At 59.1% G+C, this 21,932-nt stretch carries 22 protein-coding genes and 1 tRNA gene; 12 read left to right on the top strand and 11 right to left on the bottom strand.

The annotated features are described in order from the left end of the window. The first annotated feature begins 124 nt into the window (after nt 1-124). The 8 genes from V8J85_RS16940 to V8J85_RS16905 all read left to right on the top strand — a co-directional run bounded on the left by V8J85_RS16940 (nt 125) and on the right by V8J85_RS16905 (nt 8,902). Complete coding sequence (locus tag V8J85_RS16940; RefSeq protein WP_339954953.1) at nt 125-2,083, top strand: AMP-binding protein; 1,959 nt, start codon at nt 125-127, stop codon at nt 2,081-2,083. 151 nt (nt 2,084-2,234) lie between these two features. After that, nucleotides 2,235-2,993 carry an ABC transporter ATP-binding protein gene (locus V8J85_RS16935; protein WP_339955065.1) on the top strand — a complete coding sequence of 253 codons (759 nt, stop codon included), beginning with the start codon at nt 2,235-2,237 and terminating at the stop codon, nt 2,991-2,993. Between the two features lie 83 nt (nt 2,994-3,076). Then, nucleotides 3,077-4,075, top strand: coding sequence for a branched-chain amino acid ABC transporter permease (locus V8J85_RS16930; protein WP_339954952.1), 999 nt, complete (start codon nt 3,077-3,079; stop codon nt 4,073-4,075). Nucleotides 4,076-4,078: 3 nt separating this feature from the next. Further along, on the top strand, nt 4,079-4,390 hold the full coding sequence (locus V8J85_RS16925) for a hypothetical protein (protein ID WP_339954951.1): 312 nt from the start codon (nt 4,079-4,081) through the stop codon (nt 4,388-4,390). Next, nucleotides 4,390-5,466 (top strand): branched-chain amino acid ABC transporter permease, encoded by a 1,077-nt coding sequence (locus V8J85_RS16920; protein ID WP_339954950.1) that lies wholly within the window; start codon nt 4,390-4,392, stop codon nt 5,464-5,466. The genes V8J85_RS16925 and V8J85_RS16920 overlap by 1 nt, the downstream gene beginning before the upstream one ends. Before the next feature lie 54 nt (nt 5,467-5,520). Next, the gene (locus V8J85_RS16915; protein WP_339954949.1) at nt 5,521-6,804 is read left to right on the top strand and encodes an ABC transporter substrate-binding protein; all 1,284 of its coding nucleotides are present in this window, start codon (nt 5,521-5,523) and stop codon (nt 6,802-6,804) included. A 186-nt stretch (nt 6,805-6,990) separates the two neighbouring features. Beyond that, nucleotides 6,991-8,070, top strand: a complete 1,080-nt coding sequence (locus tag V8J85_RS16910; protein ID WP_339954948.1) for a patatin-like phospholipase family protein — start codon at nt 6,991-6,993, stop codon at nt 8,068-8,070. Between the two features lie 10 nt (nt 8,071-8,080). Then, nucleotides 8,081-8,902: an ABC transporter ATP-binding protein gene (locus V8J85_RS16905; RefSeq protein WP_339954947.1), complete on the top strand. Its 822-nt coding sequence runs from the start codon at nt 8,081-8,083 to the stop codon at nt 8,900-8,902. 26 nt (nt 8,903-8,928) lie between these two features. On the opposite strand, the gene V8J85_RS16900 is transcribed toward V8J85_RS16905, so the two are convergent. Then, nucleotides 8,929-9,783: a class I SAM-dependent methyltransferase gene (locus tag V8J85_RS16900; protein ID WP_339954946.1), complete on the bottom strand. Its 855-nt coding sequence runs from the start codon at nt 9,781-9,783 to the stop codon at nt 8,929-8,931. Between the two features lie 165 nt (nt 9,784-9,948). Between V8J85_RS16900 and V8J85_RS16895 the strand changes: the two genes are divergently transcribed. Continuing rightward, nucleotides 9,949-11,142, top strand: coding sequence for a phenylacetate--CoA ligase family protein (locus V8J85_RS16895; protein ID WP_339954945.1), 1,194 nt, complete (start codon nt 9,949-9,951; stop codon nt 11,140-11,142). 15 nt (nt 11,143-11,157) lie between these two features. Then, nucleotides 11,158-12,675 (top strand): peptidoglycan-binding domain-containing protein, encoded by a 1,518-nt coding sequence (locus V8J85_RS16890; RefSeq protein ID WP_339954944.1) that lies wholly within the window; start codon nt 11,158-11,160, stop codon nt 12,673-12,675. Between the two features lie 7 nt (nt 12,676-12,682). Here the strand turns inward: V8J85_RS16890 and V8J85_RS16885 are convergent, their stop codons facing one another. The 4 genes from V8J85_RS16885 to V8J85_RS16870 all read right to left on the bottom strand — a co-directional run bounded on the left by V8J85_RS16885 (nt 12,683) and on the right by V8J85_RS16870 (nt 14,885). Further along, nucleotides 12,683-13,117 (bottom strand): universal stress protein, encoded by a 435-nt coding sequence (locus V8J85_RS16885; RefSeq protein WP_339954943.1) that lies wholly within the window; start codon nt 13,115-13,117, stop codon nt 12,683-12,685. Between the two features lie 127 nt (nt 13,118-13,244). Next, the gene (locus V8J85_RS16880) at nt 13,245-14,444 is read right to left on the bottom strand and encodes a PPC domain-containing protein (protein WP_339954942.1); all 1,200 of its coding nucleotides are present in this window, start codon (nt 14,442-14,444) and stop codon (nt 13,245-13,247) included. A 159-nt stretch (nt 14,445-14,603) separates the two neighbouring features. Next, nucleotides 14,604-14,729 carry a type B 50S ribosomal protein L36 gene (ykgO, locus tag V8J85_RS16875; protein ID WP_010141322.1) on the bottom strand — a complete coding sequence of 42 codons (126 nt, stop codon included), beginning with the start codon at nt 14,727-14,729 and terminating at the stop codon, nt 14,604-14,606. A gap of 81 nt (nt 14,730-14,810) precedes the next feature. Continuing rightward, nucleotides 14,811-14,885: transfer RNA gene (locus tag V8J85_RS16870), tRNA-Val, on the bottom strand. A gap of 153 nt (nt 14,886-15,038) precedes the next feature. Here V8J85_RS16870 and V8J85_RS16865 point away from each other — a divergent pair. Continuing rightward, nucleotides 15,039-15,902 carry an N-formylglutamate amidohydrolase gene (locus tag V8J85_RS16865; protein WP_339954941.1) on the top strand — a complete coding sequence of 288 codons (864 nt, stop codon included), beginning with the start codon at nt 15,039-15,041 and terminating at the stop codon, nt 15,900-15,902. Between the two features lie 175 nt (nt 15,903-16,077). On the opposite strand, the gene V8J85_RS16860 is transcribed toward V8J85_RS16865, so the two are convergent. From V8J85_RS16860 to V8J85_RS16850, 3 genes are all read right to left on the bottom strand, one after another. Continuing rightward, the gene (locus V8J85_RS16860) at nt 16,078-17,211 is read right to left on the bottom strand and encodes a GGDEF domain-containing protein (RefSeq protein ID WP_339954940.1); all 1,134 of its coding nucleotides are present in this window, start codon (nt 17,209-17,211) and stop codon (nt 16,078-16,080) included. A gap of 105 nt (nt 17,212-17,316) precedes the next feature. Next, nucleotides 17,317-18,555, bottom strand: coding sequence for an MFS transporter (locus V8J85_RS16855; RefSeq protein ID WP_339954939.1), 1,239 nt, complete (start codon nt 18,553-18,555; stop codon nt 17,317-17,319). Nucleotides 18,556-18,614: 59 nt separating this feature from the next. Then, nucleotides 18,615-19,079 (bottom strand): hypothetical protein, encoded by a 465-nt coding sequence (locus tag V8J85_RS16850; RefSeq protein ID WP_339954938.1) that lies wholly within the window; start codon nt 19,077-19,079, stop codon nt 18,615-18,617. A 77-nt stretch (nt 19,080-19,156) separates the two neighbouring features. Here V8J85_RS16850 and zapE point away from each other — a divergent pair, with 77 nt between their 5' ends. After that, nucleotides 19,157-20,230 carry a cell division protein ZapE gene (gene zapE / locus V8J85_RS16845; RefSeq protein ID WP_339954937.1) on the top strand — a complete coding sequence of 358 codons (1,074 nt, stop codon included), beginning with the start codon at nt 19,157-19,159 and terminating at the stop codon, nt 20,228-20,230. Between the two features lie 83 nt (nt 20,231-20,313). Here zapE and V8J85_RS20095 read toward each other — a convergent pair whose 3' ends face one another. The 3 genes from V8J85_RS20095 to V8J85_RS16835 all read right to left on the bottom strand — a co-directional run bounded on the left by V8J85_RS20095 (nt 20,314) and on the right by V8J85_RS16835 (nt 21,884). Beyond that, nucleotides 20,314-20,544, bottom strand: a complete 231-nt coding sequence (locus V8J85_RS20095) for a GNAT family N-acetyltransferase (RefSeq protein WP_445285919.1) — start codon at nt 20,542-20,544, stop codon at nt 20,314-20,316. Nucleotides 20,545-20,562: 18 nt separating this feature from the next. Next, a complete protein-coding gene (locus V8J85_RS16840; protein WP_339954936.1) occupies nt 20,563-20,787 on the bottom strand; it encodes a hypothetical protein in 225 nt (74 codons plus the stop codon). Between the two features lie 104 nt (nt 20,788-20,891). Further along, nucleotides 20,892-21,884 carry an ABC transporter substrate-binding protein gene (locus V8J85_RS16835; protein WP_339954935.1) on the bottom strand — a complete coding sequence of 331 codons (993 nt, stop codon included), beginning with the start codon at nt 21,882-21,884 and terminating at the stop codon, nt 20,892-20,894. Between the last annotated feature and the right edge of the window lie 48 nt (nt 21,885-21,932).

Raw genomic sequence — 21,932 nt, 5'->3', positions numbered from 1 at the left:
GAACGCTTGTTCAAAAAATGATTTGACGGATGGGGCCGACGCCCCACAATATATTCTTGCGGGCGGCGCTTGGAGGTGACTCGCCGGCAACGTTGACAAAGATCAGCGAGGGAGGATATCTGCGATGAATGCATCCGCGTCCGGCGGCCTTACATCCATTCCTGATCTGCTGGCCCGCAACGTGGCGCAGCACGGATCAAAAGCGGCCTATCGCGAAAAGGAATTCGGCATCTGGCAAAGCTGGACCTGGGCGCAGGCGGCCGAGCAGATTGATGCGTTGGCAATGGGTTTCCTGACGCTGGGCGCCGATCCGGGTGATCATATCGCGATCCTGGGCCGCAACCGCCCGGCGCTCTATTGGGCCATGGTCGCGGCACAACGTGTCGGCTGCGTGCCGGTCCCACTATATGCCGACGCTGCCGCCGAAGAAATCGCCTATGCCCTAGATCATTGCGGCGCACGGTTTGCTATTGCGGGCGATCAGGAGCAGGTCGACAAGATTGCAGATGTTCGCGACGGACTGACCGCGCTGGAGCATGTGATATATCTGGATGGACGGGGCCTGCGGAAATATGACCACGCGCAGATGACATCCTACGCCGATCTACAGGAGGCCGGGCGCAAATCGGGCAAAATGGCCGAGGTCGATGCGCGCAGCAAGGCGCGGACCTATGATGATACCTGCGTGATGCTTTACACGTCCGGCACGACAGGGCGACCCAAGGGCGTGGTGCTGTCGAACCGCAACGTGATCGAGACGTCCAAGAACTCGGCTGAATTTGACCACCTGAAAGCCGGGGATGAGGTCCTGGCCTATCTACCAATGGCATGGGTGGGCGATTTCATCTTTTCCATCGGGCAAGCCATGTGGACGGGGTTTTGCGTGAACTGTCCCGAAAGCGCCGATACGATGATGACCGACCTGCGCGAGATCGGACCAACCTATTTCTTCGCCCCGCCGCGTGTGTTCGAAGGGCAGCTGACCACTGTGATGATCCGGATGGAGGATGCGGGACGGATCAAGAAATGGTTGTTCGACCGCTACATGGGCGTGGCTCGACGGGTCGGCCCTGCGATCCTTGATGGAAAGCCAGTCAGCGGGATGGATCGTTTTCAATACTGGCTGGGCCAACTGCTGGTCTACGGGCCGTTGAAAAACACGCTGGGGCTGAGCCGCGTGCGTGTGGGTTACACGGCGGGCGAAGCAATCGGGCCGGAGATTTTCGACTTTTACCGGGCCTTGGGTATCAATTTGAAACAGCTTTACGGCCAGACGGAGGCAACGGTGTTCATCACCCAGCAGCCCGATGGCGAGGTGCGATCCGATACGGTCGGCGTGCCGTCACCGGGGGTGGAGTTGAAGATCGCCGAGAGTGGCGAGGTGTTCTATCGCTCTCCCGGTGTTTTTGTTGAATATTATAAGAATGCCGACAGCACCGCTGGTACAAAGGATGCCGAAGGCTGGGTCGCCACAGGCGATGCCGGGTTCATCGAGGAAGATACCGGCCATCTACGCATCATCGACCGGGCCAAGGATGTAGGCAAGATGGCCTCAGGCGCCCTCTTCGCGCCGAAATATGTCGAGAACAAGCTGAAGTTTTATCCTAATATTCTGGAGGCTGTCGTGTTCGGCGCGGGCCGCGAATATTGCACGGCATTCATCAATATCGATCTGACGGCGGTGGGAAATTGGGCCGAGCGAAACAACATCGCCTATTCCAGCTATCAGGAATTGTCGCAGCATGCGCGGGTTCTGGAGATGATCGAAGGCCATGTCGCCGAGGTAAACCAATCCGTCGCGGCGGATGAGATGCTGGCTGGCTGCCAGATCCATCGGTTCCTTGTGCTGCACAAGGAACTGGATGCCGATGATGGCGAGATTACACGGACCCGGAAAGTGCGCCGCCGGACGGTGGAGGAGAAGTACGACGACCTGATCGCAGCGCTCTATGGTGGCGCAGCGGAGGTCTACACGGAAACCGAAGTGACTTATGAGGATGGGCGCAAGGGCAAGATCAAGGCGACCTTGGATTTGCGCGATGCGCAAGTGCAGGTCGTTGAAAATAAGGTGGCAGCGGAATGACGGTTCGACGCTCGCCTGCGGCATCGCCCCTCCCGCCATCCCATTTTGCCTCCGGCGGGAGTATTTTCGGCAAGATGATAAGAGGTTTGACGTGAAGGATCATGTGGAGCCTTACGTGACCCCGGACGGCCGCACCATTGGAGATGTGCTGATGGATATGCGCGGCATCACCCTGCGCTTTGGCGGGGTGGAGGCGATCAAGGATATCTCGTTCGATATCCGCGAGGGTGAAATCCGCGCGATTATCGGTCCGAATGGCGCGGGTAAATCGTCAATGCTGAACGTAATCTCGGGCTTTTATAATCCGCAAGAGGGTGAGGTCTGGTTTCGCGGGTCCAAGCGCCCGCCGATGAAGCCATATCAGGTGGCGCGGCAGGGCATCGCGCGGACGTTTCAGAATATTGCCTTGTTCGAGGGGATGACCGTGTTGGACAATGTCATGACAGGGCGACTGACCCATATGAAGGCGAACATGTTCTGGCAGGCGCTGTGGACGGGGAAGGCTGAGACCGAGGAGGTCGAAAACCGCGAGAAGGTCGAGCGGATCATCGATTTTCTTGAAATTCAGGCCATCCGCAAAACCCCCGTGGGCCGTCTGCCATACGGTTTGAAGAAGCGGGTCGAACTGGCGCGCGCCTTGGCAGCGGAGCCGAAGCTGTTGCTGCTGGATGAGCCGATGGCGGGCATGAATGTCGAAGAGAAGGAGGATATGAGCCGCTTTATCCTCGATGTGAACGATGAATTCGGGACAACCATTGCCCTGATCGAACACGACATGGGCGTGGTCATGGACATATCCGACCGCGTGGTCGTGATGGACTACGGGCGCAAGATCGGGGACGGGACACCCGACGAGGTGCGGAACAATGAGCAGGTGATCGATGCGTATTTGGGGGTGGCGCATGACTAGGTGCAACGCAGTCCCGGGCTTGACCCGGGACCTCTTGGTCAACGTTGAGACCCCGGATCAGGTACGTGGCTACGGGGGCGCCGATGTCTGCTGATTTCCTCTATGGCATCGAAGTCGTCATCAACGGTCTCATGGCCGGGGTCCTCTACGCCCTAGTCGCGCTAGGTTTTGTTCTGATCTTCAAGGCCTCGGGCATCTTCAACTATGCCCAAGGCGTCATGGCCCTCTTCGCCGCGTTAACCCTGGTCGGGATCATGGAGGGACAGGTTCCGTTCAGCCACCTGATCAACGCGATCTTTGGCACCAGCATCCATCATTTCGGGTGGGAGGTCCCGGCGCTGCTTGCCATCGCGTTGACCGTCCTGATCATGATCGCCTTTGCCTGGGCCGTGCAACGGTTCGTCTTCCGCCATCTGGTCGGGCAAGAGCCGATCATTTTGTTCATGGCGACCATCGGCCTCGCCTATTTCCTTGAAGGCGTGGGCGATCTGATGTGGGGGTCGGATATCAAGACCCTGGCGCTGGGATTGCCGCAGGGCGGGTCGCTGGTGATCGAGGAATGGACCGCGGGCCTTGGTGGAGACGATTTCTACGGCTTCTTCATCGACCAGTTGGACATGGTCGCGACCGTCGTGGCGATCATCCTTGTGCTGGGGCTGATAGGATTTTCGCAGTACACGAAACAAGGCCGCGCCATGCGCGCAGTGGCGGATGACCATCAGGCCGCGTTGTCGGTGGGGATTTCGCTGAACTACATCTGGGTGCTGGTCTGGTCGCTGGCCGGGATCGTAGCGCTCGTCGCGGGCGTCATGTGGGGCGCGAAATCGGGAGTGCAGTTTTCGCTGTCGTTGATTGCCTTGAAAGCGCTGCCGGTGCTGATGCTGGGCGGCTTTACCTCGATCCCCGGCGCCATCGTCGGCGGGTTGATCATCGGGGTAGGTGAGAAGCTGTTCGAATATACGATTGGCGCGCCTTATCTGGGTGGCGCGACCGAGAACTGGTTCGCCTATATGCTCGCCCTGATCTTTCTGGTGTTCCGGCCGCAGGGGCTGTTTGGGGAGAAGATCATTGAGAGGGTTTAAGTAATGCCAAACGTCGCTTCACTCATCGGCGGTGTTATCGGGGGTTTGGTCCCGATACTGGTCATATCTTGGATTTTGCGTCGTCTCTTTAGATCGACTTCGTTTTCTGGCGTCATCATCTCGGTCGTTTTGGCGGCTATAATTGCGATGGGCCTTTACATTCTGGGGAATGCAAACGGAGACTTCTCAACTGCAAGGGCACTTCAAAGTTTACGCTATGGTGAGCTCATTTATGGACCGGCTGCGGTCGTTGCCGTGTTTGTGATCATCACATTCAGAGCTGTATCGACCTCCAAAGATGAGGAGCGTCAGTAATGCTCTACCGTGAAGCTGGCGATTTCAAAACGTCCTACCACGCGGACAGTCAGACCTTTCCGATCAAGTTTGATCGGATCGGGTTCTGGGTCGTCATGGCCATCGCCTTTGCCGTCATCCCGTTCTTTATCAACGATTACTGGGCCAATGCGATCTTTGTGCCGTTCCTGATCTATTCGATCGCGGCCATCGGGCTGAACATCCTGACGGGATATTGCGGGCAGGTGTCGCTTGGCACCGGCGGCTTTATGGCTGTGGGCGCCTATGCCTGTTACAAGCTGATGACGGCCTTCCCGGATGTGTCCATCGTTATCCACATCATCCTTGCGGGTGGGATCACCGCTGCGGTCGGCGCGGCCTTCGGCCTGCCCTCGTTACGGATCAAGGGGTTCTATCTGGCGGTGGCCACCCTTGCCGCGCAGTTTTTCCTCGTCTGGCTCTTCAACAAGGTGTCGTGGTTCTACAACTACTCCGCCTCAGGCCAGATCAACGCGCCAGAGCGGTTCGTGGCCGGCGTCGCCGTCACCGGGCCGAACACCGCGCCTTGGGCGCAGTATATGATCTGTCTGGTTTTCCTGACCATCTGCGCGCTGATCGCGCGGAACCTGACGCGGGGTACGATTGGGCGGTCATGGATGGCGATCCGTGACATGGATATCGCGGCCGAGATCATCGGGGTGAACCCATTGAAGGCCAAGCTGACGGCGTTTGCCGTGTCGTCATTCTTTGTCGGCATCTCGGGCGCGCTGTTCTTTGCCGTCTATCTTGGCGCGGTCGAGGTGGGTGAGGCCTTTGGCATCCAGAAGTCCTTCCTTGTGCTCTTCATGATTATCATCGGCGGTCTGGGATCGATCTTTGGCTGCTTTGCGGGGGCAGCGTTTCTGGTACTGTTGCCAGTCGCATTGAAGGTGATCGGGGTCGATGTATTGGGTTGGCCAACCGACCTCGTGGCCCACCTGAACCTCGTGATCGTGGGCGCACTGATCATGTTCTTCCTGATCAAGGAACCGCACGGGCTGGCGCAGCTTTGGCGGCTTGCGAAAGAGAAGTTACGGCTGTGGCCGTTTCCTTATTAGGTGCGCATGGATGCGCACCCTACAATCGGAACAATCTATGGGAGGAAAGAACCGATGAAACTTAAGACACTGGCCGCGATGGCCATTGCCAGCGCAGTGGCTGCAGGCCCTGCCTTGGCCGATCTGGTCATCCCCGATCTCAGCTATCGGACAGGGCCCTATGCGGCGGGTGGTACGCCGTTTTCGGACGGCTATCAGGACTATTTCGCGCTGCTCAATGCCCGTGACGGCGGAATTGGAGGCGAGGCCGTGCGGATCGTCGAATGCGAAACCGGCTACAACACTGAAAAGGGCGTGGAGTGCTATGAATCCACCAAGGGCGAAGGCGCGCTGATATATCAACCGCTCTCGACCGGCATCACCTATCAGCTGATCCCGAAAGCGACCGCCGATAATATTCCGTTGCACACGATGGGCTATGGTCGGACTTCGGCAGCGAATGGCGAGGTTTTCAACTGGGTGTTCAACTACCCCGCCAACTATTGGGACGCGGCATCCGTGGCCGTCAACTACCTGCTGGATGAAAACGGCGGCGACCTGAACGGCAAGAAAATCGCGCTGGTCTATCACAATTCTGCTTACGGTAAGGAGCCGATCCGCACGCTCGAGGCGCTGTCAGAGATGCATGGCTTCCAACTCAGCCAGTTGGCGGTGGACCACCCCGGACAAGAGCAGAAATCGCAGTGGCTGCAAATCCGCCGTGAACGTCCCGACTATGTCCTGATGTGGGGCTGGGGCGTGATGAACCAGGTGGCCGTGCAGGAAGCAGCCAATATCGGTTTCCCGATGGAAAACTTCATTGGCAACTGGTGGGCTGGTGCGGAACATGACGTGACACCTGCGGGTGCTGCGGCGAACGGCTACAAGTCGCTGAACATGAACCGTGTGATCGACTATCCGGTACTGGCAGAGATCAAGACGCAGGTGCATGATGCCGGCAATGCCGCCGGGGATGGATCGAACCTGGGTTCGGTGCTTTATGTTCGTGGCATGTATGCCGCGATGCTGGCCGCCGAAGCTATCGCAAAGGCGCAGGAAATTCACGGTACGGCCGACGTGACACCCGCCATGGTGCGTGACGGTATGGCCGCGTTGGAGATTACCGAGGCGCGGATGGAAGAGCTGGGGATGGCCGGGATCGGGCCAGAGTTCTCGGTCAGCTGCCAGAACCACGGCGGCTCTGGCCAGGGCCTTGTCCAGCAGTGGAATGCATCCAGCGGCACCTGGGAGCCACTGACTGACTTCATCGCGCCGGACAAGAGCGTGATCACGCCACTGGTGGCCGAAGATTCGGCTGCGTTCGCCAGCGAGAACAACATCGAACCGGGTTGCCTCTAAGGCACCCATTGTCAGGCGGCCATTGAGCCGCCTGACGTTGTACTGGTGGGCATTCGTTTCATGTATTTGGCTGGTCTGAGGACACTGATGATAAGCGTTTGCGCTGCTCTTGCACTTGCGGCTTGCGCCGTTGACCGGCCCGAAAGCACGCAATGCCGCGGTCTTGCTCCCGCAAACAAATTCGTTATGCCAGAGACTGCCACAACGACAGAACCGGTCGAAGACGAAGAGGCGATCATCGCCCGCTCCGCTATGCCAGCCATCGAAAAGGCCGTCGCGGCGGACAGGCGCGGTGCGGTTGAACTAAACATTTTGACATTATCCGCCGGGGGTCAGTACGGCGCCTTTGGCGCGGGCTTCCTCCGCGGCTGGGGTGCGGACCGGCCCAGCTTTGATCTTGTGACAGGCGTCAGCGCCGGATCGCTTCTGGCGCCGATTGCCTTTGTCGGGCCTGCATATGACCGGACCTTGGACCTTTATGACGGGCTGTCCGATGACGACGTGTTGCGCGAAAACATTCTGGCCGCGCCGTTCAGTCCGGCCTTGGCGGACACGACACCGTTGCAGGCCCTTTTGGATCAGCAGTTGTCAGACGCGCTGATCACACGCATCGCCGAACGCCAGAAGAACGAGAATGCCCAGCTTTTGATTGCGGCGACCAACATCGACACGACCGCCAACCGGATTTTCAGCCTCAGCGACGTGGCGGCGAGTGAGGCCGACATCACCACCCGCCGAGATTGCATGCGCGAGGTCATCATGGCCTCGTCCGCGATCCCGGTTTTTCTCCCACCGCGTAACATCGACGACAACCTCTATGCCGATGGCGGTTTACGCGATCACGTGTTTCTGCGTGGGATCGAAAGCGCACGCGCCCAAGTCGCGCGAAAAACCGGGCGTACGATCCGGGTCAACGCATTCATCGTGGTGAACGGTCAGTTGCGCACCCCAGAAGAGGCGGGAGAGGCCGAAGATGCAGGCGACAGCATTGTCGGCTATGCCCTGCGCGCGGCGGATATTTTGGCTGATGAGACCTTGCGCGACTCTCTCGCCGAAACCATTCGCTTTGGTCAAAGCCAGCCGGGATGGACGGTGCAAGGCATCTTTGCCGATACACTTATACCCAGGGAATGTCGCGAACAGGAAGGGCGCTTTAATCCCTGCGTCACGCGCCACCTGTTCCAATATGGGGCCGGCATTGGGCAACAGCGCCCGATCCCATGGCGGAATGCCCACGATCTGTTAGAAATCGCCAACAAACTCTGAGGTTCACGCGATGCTGGATATGGACAAGACCGAGACCCTGCTGGAGGTCAACAATATCGAGGTGATCTACAACCACGTGATCCTTGTTCTGAAAGGTGTGTCGCTGACCGTGCCCAAAGGTGGGATCACCGCGCTTTTGGGCGGCAATGGCGCGGGCAAGACAACCACGCTCAAGGCGATTTCGAACCTGCTGCATTCCGAGCGTGGCGAGGTGACGAAAGGGTCGATCAATTACCGGGGTTCGCGGGTGCAGGATCTGTCGCCCGAGGCGCTTGTCAAGATGGGTGTGATTCAGGTGATGGAAGGGCGCCATTGTTTCGAACACCTGACGGTCGAGGAAAACCTGATGACCGGCGCCTACACCCGCCGAGACGGGGGCGGTGCGATCAGTGATGATCTGGATCTGGTCTACACCTACTTTCCACGGCTGAAAGAGCGGCGGAAGTCGCAGGCGGGGTATACTTCGGGCGGGGAGCAGCAGATGTGCGCCATCGGTCGCGCGCTGATGTCACGGCCCGAGACGATTCTGCTGGATGAGCCTTCCATGGGCCTTGCCCCCCAACTGGTCGAGGAAATCTTTACCATCGTGAAGAACCTCAACGAGAAGGAAGGCGTGTCTTTTCTGCTGGCTGAACAGAACACCAACGTCGCCCTGCGGTTCGCGCATCAAGGCTATATCCTGGAAAGCGGACGTGTCGTGATGGAAGGACCAGCGGCGGAATTGCGCGAGAACCCGGATGTGAAGGAATTCTATCTGGGTATGTCCGACGAAGGGCGGAAGTCTTTCCGGGATGTGCGGAGTTATCGGCGGCGGAAACGGTGGTTGGCGTAGAGTGGACGATACCGTCCAAGTTCACATCAAGACTTCTCCAGCACCAACATCAGATACGTATTGTTCGCCGCAAAGTGCGCCGCATTCCGTGTCTTCTGGTTCAACCGCTGATCCAGCCGTGCCCGTTTGCGAGGGCTGAGAAAGCGGCGCATAACCCAGTGCAAAGTGCGCCTTGTGCGCGGACGGCTGACCGATAGCTCTGCATCAACCCGCTGCAGCCCGTAGCCGACGACGTTGAACAGTCCCTGTTCCAGATCGATGGACGGGGCGACCTCGGTCGTAATGTCCTCCTCCTGATTTATGGTCAGATCAAGCTGCTGCACCACATCGCGGAAATAGCCAATCGCATGCCCACCACCCACTGTTGCCAGCACGGCATCAGGATTGAACGTCTCGCTGCGAAAGCAATCGGCGATAACGATCCGGCCATCGGGGGCCAAAAGCGACAGGCATTTCTCTAACCCCGGCTTCGCCGGGATGTATTGGAAACTTTCCGAAAACAGACACACATCAAACGGGCCCGTCAGCGATGCGTCCTCGAACTTGGCCTCGTGTACCTTGGCCTCGGGTGCGTTCTTGCGGCAGCGCTCGGCAAGGAACGGGCTGGGGATGACGATCTCAACCTCATGCCCCAGCGCGATCAACTTGCGGGCGGTTTCACCCGCGCCGCCGCCGATATCAAGAATGCGGCACGGCCCCTGTGGCAAGCGTGAGAACAATTTCTCAGTATAGGTTGCCTGCGCAGCGCCCAGATTGGCGGCGCAGACATCGAGGCCATCCCAATAGCCGTAATGCAGGTTTTCGGCCCCGGTCAGCCACTTGGTATAGGCCAGCCCGATATCCAGACCCAAACTGCGCGTATCGATCTTTTTTCGCCCCATATCCATCGGGTAGAGGATTGGTTTTGCGAGGGAAAGGAAAATCTGTTGCGATCAGCGCCGCTTTGCGTCGGGCGGTCATCTGATATCGCATAACATCGCCGTTGCCCCCTAGCTTTCCCCTGTCCGACCCGGCACCATATCGCCACGTCAGGACAGGAGAAGACGATGCCAACCTATTACGACGATCTGGAGATCCGCGATCCGGCAGAGCGGGAGGCAGCCCAGGTAGCGGCCCTTGCTGCACAAGTCGCCATCGTACGGGATCGAGAGGAGTCCTGTCTGCCGGATGTGCAGATCAACGCCCTGTCTGACCTCACCAAACTGCCTGTCCTACGCAAATCCGACCTTACGACCTGGCAAAAGGAAAAGCCCCCCTTTGGCGGGATCCACACCTCCAACATCACCCATATCTTCCAGTCGCCCGGCCCGATCTATGAACCCGGCGGGTCATCGCATGATTGGTGGCGGTTCGGTCGGTTTCTGCATGCGATGGGGATCGGCAAAGACGATATCGTCCAGAACTGCTTTGGCTACCACCTGACCCCAGCGGGCACCATGTTCGAAAACGGCGCGCGAGCAGTAGGAGCCAGGGTTTTGCCCGCTGGCACCGGCCAGACCGAGCTGCAGGTGCGGGCTGCCGCCGACATCGGCACGACCGCCTATGCAGGCACGCCGGATTACCTCAAGGTGATCCTGGAAAAGGCGGATGAGATGGGCGTGATACTGAACATTGGAAAGGCTGCGGTCTCGGGCGGCGCGTTATTCCCGCAACTGCGTCAATACTATGCGGATCGGGGAATCACTTGCCGCCAATGCTATGCGACGGCCGATCTGGGTCATCTGGCCTATGAGACAGGTGATTCAGGTGGCATGATCGTGGACGAAGGTGTGATCATGGAAATCGTAACCCCTGGTACCGGTGATACTGTCCCCGCAGGCGAGGTGGGAGAGATCGTCGTGACATCCCTCAACCCGGACTACCCGCTGATCCGTTTCGCCACCGGCGACATGAGCGCCGTGATGGAAGGCGCCAGCCCCTGTGGCCGCACCAATATGCGGATCAAGGGGTGGATGGGCCGCGCCGACCAGACCACCAAGATCAAAGGCATGTTCGTCCGGCCTGAACAGGTGGCCGATCTGGTCAAGAAAACCGGCGCCGACCGGGCGCGCGTCATTGCGGACCGGGATGGGGACGCGGACAAGATGATCGTGCAGTTGGAAGGAAGCATTGATGAAGCTGCTGCCGCAAGCGCAGTTCAGGATGTGTTGAAGTTGAAGGGCGAAGTGTCGGTCATGTCACCCGGCACGCTGCCGCGCGATGGCCTCGTGATCGAGGACCGGCGTACCTACGAGACGTGAAGTGAAGGAAAGAATATGCGTAAATTGACCCTCGCCGCGGCCCTTTCGGGGTTGGCCTTGCCCGCGCTTGCCGATGATGCGGCGCTGTTGATGGCGGTGCAGCGCTATGATGCGTTGGGCCGTGTCGGCGGTGCCGACGATATCCTGAGCGCGGATGAAGATCTGCGCGATGCGGGCTATGATGTCAGCACGCTTGAGGATGGCGACGGGGACGACATGGTACGCCTGCTGGGTCAGTTCGCGGCAGAGGCCGAGGATGCCAACCGTCTGGTGCTGGCATTGTCGGGCAAGTTCATGACTGATGGCGCACGAACATGGTTCCTGTCCACCGATGCGCGCAGACCGACCCTGTTTGCCATGGGTGATACCGCTGTATCATTGGAAAGCGTTCTGGCTGTTCTCGCCAAGACGCCGGGTCAAGCGGTGCTCGTGCTGGGCCTTGATGAAGGCGATGACAATGCTATTGGGCCCTACCTGCGCGAGGGGCTGGGTGATCTGGATGTGCCACAGGGTGTGACGGTGGTCATCGGGGGTACGACGTATGTGGACGATCTGCTGCAGGATGCGGTGGCGCGGCCAGGTGGGGACGTAATGGATTACGTGCGCGACACCCGACGCCTACGGGCCAAAGGATATCAACCGGCCAGTCTGATCCTGCAGGCTGATACAGGCGCGCAAGCCCCGACTCCCGCGCCCGCACCTCGGCCGGCCACCGATCCGACCCTGCCGGATTGGACCGCGGCGCAAGAGGCGGATACCGCAGACAGCTATCGCAACTTCATCTTCCGCTACCCCAATAGCCCGTATACGGCCGAGGCACGGCGACGGCTGGACGAGATCGAAAACGATCCGGTGCGATTGGATCAACAGGCCGAGGATTCGCTGAACCTGACCCGTCAGGATCGGCGCAATATCCAGCGTGACCTGACACTGCTGGACTATAACACGCGGGGCGTCGACGGCATCTTTGGCCCCGGCAGCCGGGGTGCGATCCGGAATTGGCAGCAAAGCAACGGATACAATCAGACAGGCTTTCTGACACGCGAACAGATCAACCGCATCGATGCGCAGGCAAGCCGCAGGCGTGCCGAAGTCGAGGCCGAAGAGGCACGTCAACGCGAAGAGCAGCTACGGCTGGACCGGGCCTATTGGGAAGAAACCGGCGCGCGGGGTGACGCGGCGGGCTATCGTGCGTATCTGGATCGCTACCCCGAAGGCCAATTCGCCGATCAGGCGCGGGCAGGTCTTCAGGAACTGGAGCCTGAGGAACCACGCGCACCTGAGGTGCAGCCACCATCGAACAATGACGCGATCGCGGCGGAGCGCGCCCTGAACATCAACCCGATCCTCGCCCGGCTGATTGAAAGCCGATTGTCACAGCTTGGTTTCAACCCGGGTCGGGTCGACGGCCGGTTTGACCGGGATACACGCGGCGCGATCAGCCGCTACCAAAGCAGCCGAAACCTGCCTGCGACAGGCTATTTGAATGAGCCCACTCTGGCGCGGCTTCTGGCGGATTCGTTCGGGCGGTAAATTCCGGTCATTTGACCGTCATGAAAGCGCAGGGCGCGTCATGCGCAATCTGCTGAGACGTACTGCCAAGCACGAGGCTGGCGACACTGCCACGACCCCGACGTCCGGCAACGATCAGATCGGAACCTGTTTCCGCGGCGACCGAAACAGCCTCGGCTGATGGTGTGCCGTGGCGAACCAGCTTACTGGCCGGTTCCAGACCGGCGTCCTGAACGGCTTTTGCAGCCTCGGCCATGACAGCCTTTCCGGCCTCTGCAATCTCTTCGGGGGTGGGCGGAATCTCGATAGCGGCGGACCCGACTGCCATGCCGATTGTGGGGACTTCCGGGGTATGAACGAGGTGGATTTGCCCATCATAATGTTTGGCCAGATCGCAGGCGACCTGAATCGCCCTGTTTGCGTGGGCCGATCCATCGATGGCAACAGTGATATTCCTGAACATCGCATTCTCCTTTTGTCGGTGACGATCGGAGCATAGACCCTGCGGGCAAAGACTGCCTTGAGGCAGGTCAAGAATAGCGATCTGGTGACATCCTGCCCGCCTGCGGGGCAGGATGTGAGGTCTTGGGTTATCGTGCGCGGACGTACCGTTCGAGCACCAAACGGATGAGGCCAGCGCTTTCATCATAGTGCTTCACCCCGACGATGTACGTGCCAGGCTCAACCTTGGCGCTGACAAGGCTGTCGAAGCCCGCACCGTAATCGTCGTTCTGACCGACCTCACGCCCCAAATCATCGAAAACGATCAGCCAAGGATCGCCATCACCTGCAGCGATCGCCTCGACCAGGACAAGCCCCGATTCTTCGACATCGAAGGTGAACCATTGCGTGTCGGCCGTCGCTTGCACATCCTGCCGGGCGCGGGTGCTCAGCGCGCCAAGATCGGTGACGGGAATGCTGCCGTCAAGTGGTGGGGCAGCCTCGCCCCGGGCGTAAATGTCCATAAGGGCGGCTTCGGGATCATATTCTGTCACGCTGACGGTGATGGGCAAGGTTTCATCCGACAATGCACCGACCTCGATGCAATAGATGCCGGGGTCGAGTGGCTGCTCTACGTCGATCTGTGAATTCAGCCCGTCATAATCGTCATTTTCGTCGATATAGGATTCATTGCCGTCATACAGCGTGATGGTGGGATCAGCTTCTTCGTTTTCGGCGGTGATCGTGACGGGGGTGGATGCGTCCAACGTGAAGCTGAGGTAGCCATTTTCGCTAGGCGTGGCGACAGCTGTGCTGCCAAGGCCACCCATATCGGTCGCCTCGCCGCAGCTGCCGATGGTGTCGGTGCTGGTCACCTCGGCGATACCTTCGGTCAGGGCATCCTGTTCGGCACGGCCGATCCGGACGAATGCAGTCATCGGACCACCGTCATAGCTGCGTACTGACAGGCAATAGGTTCCGGCATCCAGGAATGTTTCGGCGCGCGAAGCCGCGTCGCCACCGGAATCGTCGTCGGACAGGATTACGCTGCCGTCTTCGCCCAACAGGTCGATGATCGGATCACCGGCGCCGCGGCCCGCAGCCTCGACCCGGATATCAGTGCCCTCGGACAGAGAAAAGAGCGACACATAGTCGTTGCCACCAAGGATCAGCGCCATCTGCTCCTGAAAATTGTCGACGGTCGTGATATCCGACGTGGCTTCATCACCGCCGATCCAGATACCGTTCGCGCCGGATCCACCGCAAAGATTGGCCTGCGCCAGCGCAGGCACGGCAAAACCGATGGTCGCTGCGGTCAACGCAGCGGATCGCAGAAGGGGCAATGTCATAAAAAGGTCCTTTGTGGTTTTGAAAATTCCGCCGTGACCTTAGCCCCAAATATTCGCTCATGGCCAGAGTTGGGTGCGTTAAAACGCACCTTACGCCCTGCCAAAACAAAAGGGCCGTGCCACTGGCACGACCCTTTCGAAATCTATGTCTTTGTCGGTTCAGCCCTGGCGGGCCTTGAACCGGCGTTGGGTCTTGTTGATCACATAGACCCGGCCCTTACGGCGCACGACGCGGCAATCGCGGTGGCGCTGCTTGAGCGAACGGAGGGAGTTGCGGACCTTCATGGCGCTTATCCTGTCTGTCGCGGCGCGCGGATTGCGCCTTGGGTTCCTGTCATGCCCCGAGCGGTCGGGGCGGCGAATACATGGTGGACGATACTGGGATCGAACCAGTGACCCCTTCGATGTCAACGAAGTGCTCTACCGCTGAGCTAATCGTCCATGCCCGACATGATCTGCGCGCCCCATAACGAAATAGGACGCAGGCCATGCCCACGTCGGATTGGGCGGTCTATAAAAGGAGTCGATCAGGGGATCAAGGGCTTTTGGCCAATTCGAAAATTGGGCTATCTTAGGTGTCGGAGGAGCACCCCATTGTCCGAACCTGCCTATTATCTTGCCACTCCGGCACAGCGCAGCACCAGCGTGGTTTTTGCCTCACCCCACAGCGGGCGGGATTACCCTGTGTCGTTCCTGGAACAGGCTGTGCTGAACGCGCGCGAGATCAGGTCTTCGGAAGATGCCTTTGTCGACCGGTTGTTCGCGGCGGTGCCCGATCATGGTGCACCGTTCTTGTCGGCGCGGATGCCGCGCGCCTATCTCGATCTGAACCGGGGGCCGGATGAACTGGATGCCGCGCTGATCGAAGGCTTGCGCCGCCGGGCGCACAATCCCCGTATCGCCAGTGGGCTGGGTGTCATACCACGTGTCGTCGCGAATGGCCGCCAGATTTACCGGGGGAAAATCACCCTGGCCGAAGCCCACACTCGGATCGCAGGGTATTGGCGGCCCTATCACGACCGTCTGCAGACCTTGCTGGATGAAAGCAACAACACCTTCGGCCACGCGATATTGATCGATTGCCACTCCATGCCGCATGAAGCCTTGGAAAACGTCGGTCCACCCGGCACACCGCGACCTGATATCGTGCTGGGCGACCGGTTCGGCGCGACGGCATCCAGCGCAATCGTCGAGCAGGTCGAGGCCGCCTTTTCGGCGGCTGGCTTGCGGGTTGCACGAAATATGCCATTTGCCGGGGCGTTTATCGCGCAGCATTACGGCAGGCCGGCGCGAGATCAGCACGCGATACAGGTCGAAATCGACCGGGCGTTGTACATGAACGAAAAAACGCTCGAGCCGCATGACGACTTCGCCGCGTTCAAGGCGACGTTGGATGGCGTCATCGCGGCCCTGGCGCAAATCGGTCGCCCGGTCGAGCGTAGCGTCGCCGCGGAATGACGGTTATCAACGTGTCATCGCGTCGTGCCAATATATGGCAAGGCACCGTCAGGGTCTGTTTTCAAACTTCGTCGGAACCGCAGCCACCCGTGTTTCGGGCCAAGCCATGCAATGCCATGCACGGCCGAGCATAACTTTCAGCATCGGCCAAACCTTTGGGAACAGCTCTGCAGCGTCATGCCGCCTGATGCCCACGGACGGGACCTATCGGTGACAAAAGACGCGCTACCTTGTCAAAGGCCAGGCGATCGCGACCGTCCCTTTTTGCCCGATAAAGCGCCGTGTCGGCAGCCGTTCGCAATGTCAAAAAATCCGGACGTTCGGCGACCCAGGTACAGCCCACACTGACCGACATGTCGATTTCGGCTCCATCGGCAATCATCGGATATGCGCTGATTGAATTCTGGCATCTGTCGGCAACGGCCCGTGCCTGGTCGGCCATCAGGTCATTCAGTACGATGACGAATTCATCCCCGCTCATCCGGGCAAAGATATCATCCGGGCGCAGGCAGGCTTTCATCCGTCGGGCGATTTCGACCAAAACCTGATCTCCGCGCAAATGTCCGTGGGTATCATTGATCGATTTGAAATGATCGACATCGATGCACAGCATGGCGATCCCTTTCGACGGGATAGTACCATTCTCCAGTGCGGCATACTGGGACAGCGCGGCCTGGCGGTTCATCAACTGCGTCAACGGGTCGACCGATACCGCGTTTTTAAGTTCCTTTTGCTCATCCAATAGAACCCGCTCTCTGGCGATAAGCATGCCCAGAAATGGGGCACCGATAAGATGAGACACCAAAACAACCGGAGCGAGCTTATAGAAAAATACCTCTCGAACGCCATCGGCGAGCATCAGACCCAGTCCGAGTTGGACCGAAATCATTGCCCCTAACACAAGAAAGGACCTGAGCGGGTTTTGCATCCGCGGTCTGACCCATGCCGCCCAGGCAAGCCCCATCAGCATCGCGATCGTCATGCTTGTCATGCCGATCGCCGCGCCATCGCCGCCAATACTGAAACGGGTGATCAACCCGAAAGACAGCGCAATCGCGCCGCCCACGATGCCGAAAAACGCCGCCGCCGCCCCAACGAACAATGCTCTGATATCGACAATGACGCCTTCGACGATCGGGATCGGGTTCATCATGGCGACCACCGCGCAAAGACCAAAGGCGACCCCCATCACGATATTCACATGATCCTTCATCCAGCCTTCGCGACTGACGACGCTATAGGCGTAGACCAGCAAAAAGGCTAACGCGGTCGGTTCCACGAACAGAAGAGTTTTTTCGACGAGTTGCATATGATGCGGATCCTCCAGCACTCAGTGCGTCCGTTAAAGAGGAAGAAGGTAAATGGACCCTTGATGCGATTCCCGAGCTAGCCACACAACTGGTTAGAATTTTATCTATACCACCTGCGCCGCGGGTCGGTTTTCGGCGATCGGCAAATGTACGATGGCGCTGAACGCACCCACTGCTACGCCGACCCACCAGACATGGGTGTAGGTCCCATAGATGTCGTGCAGGGTTCCGCCCAGCCAAACCCCCAGAAAGGACCCCAGCTGGTGCGAGAAAAAGACGATCCCATAAAGCGTGCCCATGTAACGCAACCCATAAAGATGCGCGACAAGGCCCGATGTCAGCGGGACGGTCGCCAGCCACAAACTGCCCATCGCGACCGAAAACAGGATCACCGTCATCGGCGTGATCGGCGTCATGATGAATGCAGCGGCGACGATGGTACGCCCCGTATAAATCCCTGCCAGCAAGTACTTTTTCGAATAGCGCTTGCCGGCCCAGCCGGCGGCCAGCGTGCCTGCGATATTGGCCAGACCGATCAGCGAAATCGCCACCGCGCCAAGCGCGCTTGTCGTGGTGATGCCCATGCCCGCCAGGATCCCCCCCTGGTCGATCGGTCCGCACATCTCGGTCACCAGCGCGGGGAAATGCGCGGTGATGAAGGCAAGTTGATAGCCGCAGGAAAAGAAGCCTAAAAAGATCAGCGTATAGGACGGATCCTTGAACGCGCGGATCAGGATCGTGCCCATGCTTTCTTCCAGCTCAGCCTTGGTCGCGGGGGTCGAGCCGCGCATCATCGGCAGGACCAGCAGGCTGGCCATGACCAGCCCGGCAAAGCTGACGAATGTCATCTGCCATGTCATGAACGTCAGCATGTATTCGGCCAACGGCGCACCGAAGACCTGTCCGGCAGACCCCGCAGCGGTGGCGATGGCAAGCGCCATGGACCGGTGATCGTCCGATGCCGCCCGCCCGACCACCGCGAGGATCACCCCGAAACCGGTGCCCGCGATGCCGAAACCCACCAATACCTCGTAGATCTGATGCGCCAATGGCGTTGTCGCGCCTGCGGACAACAGCAGGCCTGCCGCATACATCAGGGCCCCGATGATGATGGCCTTGCGGTCACCGATCTTTTCCGCGATAGCCCCGAAAATCGGCTGCCCGATGCCCCATGCGAGGTTCTGGATCGCGATGGCAAGGCTGAAATCGGCGCGCAGCCAACCGAACTCCTCAGCGATGGGGATCTGGAAAACACCAAACGACGCGCGGATGGCAAAGCCCGTCATGATGATGACACAGCCCGCGATCAGGACCGGATTGATAAGGTTCGCTTGACGTTCCATACGTGCATGACGCGCGGACTAACGGTGATTGTCAACGAGGCGCGCTGTGATAGCATGCTTCACGATCCTTGATCATCGAAGGGTGGACGATCCCAGCCATAGACCCGTTCCATTGTTGGTGTTTGGCCGATCAATTCCTCTCGGGTCACCAAACACCGCCCGCCCGCCTTTTCATAAAATGCGCAAGCGCGGGCATTCCTATCGATGACACACGCAGTGAATGGACGACCTGCGGGACCGAAAGCCGCCTGGATCAGCGGGCGACCCAGTCCATAGCCATCGCGGATCAGATACATGGCATAAAGCTCTTCTTGATAGCCCTTGTCGTGCCATATCTTTTCGCGTTGCGGGCCGAATTGCGCAAAACCCATATCGTCGATCAGCCAGACGCGACTATGCGCTTTCGACAGGACACGCGCCCAGATGAATTGTCGCTTTTCATATGTGCGCGCTGCGATCTCGGTATCCGGCAGCAGCCCGGGATAAGCCTCTCGCCACGCCTGCACATGGATGCGGGCCAGCATGCTTGCATCATCTATAGTCGCCGGTCTTGGGTCCATCGTCGCTTCCCATCGCTTTCGCGCCACGCTATCCAAACGCGATGCGTGTACAAGAGGCATATGAAACCGCCGTCAGCTCGGGCGATCTAACCCGCGACGCAGCGCAAGTCGCTGTATTGCCGGAATTGGAACGGGTGCGGGCCAGTCTGGCGGAACCGGTCAAGAAAGGCCTGTTTCGCAAGGCGCCACCACCAGTGCCCGGCCTCTACATGTGGGGTGGCGTCGGGCGCGGCAAATCCATGCTGATGGACCTGCTTTATGATCTGGTCGATGCGCCCAAACAACGACGGCATTTCCATGCGTTCATGCAATGGGTGCATGCCGAACTCGCCGCCGCGCGGAAGAAAGGGGTCGATGATGCCATCGCACCCGTCGCAGCCAAACTTGCCGGTGAGGTGCGTTTCCTCGCCTTCGATGAAATGCAGATTACCGATATCACCGACGCGATGTTGGTCGGTAGATTGTTCGAGGCGCTATTCGACGCTGGTGTAACAGTCGTGACCACATCGAACCGCCCCCCGGATGATCTATACAAGGACGGGTTGAACCGGCAACTTTTTCTGCCGTTCATCGCACTTCTGAAAGACCGGATGGTCATCCATGAACTGACCAGCGACACCGATTACCGGCAAAACCGGCTTGCCGGAACGCCCAGCTATTTCACCCCGATCGACGATGACGCCCGGCAGACGATCCGTGATATCTGGCAGGACCTTTCCGGCGGGCAATCCGAACCGCTGGTGCTACACGTCAAGGGACGGCAGGTGGAACTCCCGCACTTCCACAACGGCGTGGCACGGGCCAGATTCTACGATCTCTGCGGCAAGCCGCTTGGCCCAGCGGATTATCTGGCGCTGGCCGACGCGGTGCGGGTGCTGATCCTCGAAGACATCCCCGCCCTGTCCCGCAACAACTTCAACGAAGCCAAGCGGTTCGTCACCCTTATCGACACGCTCTACGAAGGCAGGGTTCGGCTTATCTGCAGCGCCGCCGCCAAACCCGAGATGCTGTATCTGGAAGGCGAAGGCACTTTTGAATTCGAACGCACCGCCAGCCGTCTACGGGAAATGCAGTCGGACGGCTGGGGGATGGATGTCCCCGCATCATCCAAATAGAGGTCTCGGATGAAGTCTTGGACTGCGATGACCCGACGGCTTAATGACAGCGCAGCCCGGGCTTGGCCCGGGGGCCTATGCCCTCACCCAGCCGTCTCAGTTCGCGAGGGCAGATTTCGCTTCTGAAAGCCGGTCCGTGATTGCGAAAACCCGGCGCTTTCGTAAAACGCCAGCGTCTCCGGTCGCTTCGAACCAGTGCTGAGCATGATCTTGTAACAGCGATGCGCCCAAGCCCGCTCTGAGGCAGCATCTAGAATCGCTTTGCCATGGCCCCGCTTTCTATGATCGGGATCCGTCACGACGTTTTCGATCACCGCGTAAGGCTGACCGCCTCAGGTGAGGTTGGGAATGACGACCAAAGTACAGGTGGTGACAATCTTCGCGTCGATCTCTCCAACCAGCACCGCACTACCCTCATATCGCGACAGTGCCGCAAGATGAGCGCGGGCCGTATCTGGCGGACAGGGCACGTTGTCGGACGACAGGTGCATGTAAAGCGCCAACAGCGCATCGATATCGCTTGCCGTCGCAGGGCGGATGTTCGTCAGCTGCTGCATGGGCCGAACCCTACCGGAAGTCACGCAACAAAAAAGCCCCGGTCGAACCGGGGCCTTATTGCGCAATGCGGAGGTCCCGGATCAGGTCCGGGACGGCCTTGCGCCTAGTTCAACGCCTGATCCGTGATCATGCTGGTCCACGCACCCTCAGGCTGTTCGGTAATGACCGGATCGGACCCACCGGCCAGCAATGTGTCCACCGTTCGCTGAAAATCGGCCTCTTCCAATGAGCCATCTGATCCAGCGGTCAGCTTTGCAATTTCGCTCATCATGCGGATTTGCGCGGCCTCCCCCTGGGCACCGGTTTCGTCATAGTCCAGCACGATACCGGCAGCCTCTTCCGGATTTTCCTCGGCCCATTTCCAACCCTGCATCGAGGCGCGGACAAAGCGGACCATCTTATCGACGAAAACCGGGTCTTCGAGGTTTTCCTCAAGCACATACATGCCGTCTTCCAGTGTCGCGACGCCCTGATCTTCGTATTTGAAAGTCACTAGTTCATCCTCGGACACGCCCGCATCCAGCACCTGACCATATTCGTTATAGGTCATGGTCGAAATGCAGTCCGCCTGCCGCTGCAGCAGGGGATCGACGTTGAAACCCTGCTTGAGCACGGTCACGCCTTCCTCACCGCCGTCAGTGGGGATGCCCGCTTGGCTCATCCAGGACAGGAACGGATATTCATTGCCGAAGAACCAGACGCCGATAGTCTTGCCCCGGAAGTCCTCGACCGACTCAATACCCGTATCTTTCCAGCAAGTGAGCATTAGACCAGAGGTCTTGAACGGCTGCGCGATGTTCACCACCGGCAGGCCCTTTTCACGCGCCGCCAGGGCTGACGGCATCCAGTTCAGCATAACGTCAGCCCCGCCACCGGCCAGCACCTGGGGTGGTGCGATATCCGGCCCACCGGGCAGAATGGTCACATTCAACCCTTCTTCTTCATAATAGCCGTTTTCCAAGGCCACATAGTATCCGGCGAATTGCGATTGGGTCACCCATTGCAGCTGCAAGGTCACGTCATTTGCGTGCCCGTCAGCCTGGGCCATCCCGCCCAATCCTGCGGCCAGCGCCGCCGCTATCAGTAGTTTCTTCATTCTTGGTCTCCTAGTTGGTATTTTGCCCTCTTTGCGGGGCTCATGTGG

The organism is Yoonia sp. 2307UL14-13 (assembly GCF_037572755.1).
Lineage (GTDB): Bacteria > Pseudomonadota > Alphaproteobacteria > Rhodobacterales > Rhodobacteraceae > Yoonia.
This window is presented reverse-complemented; position numbering and strand designations above follow the sequence as displayed.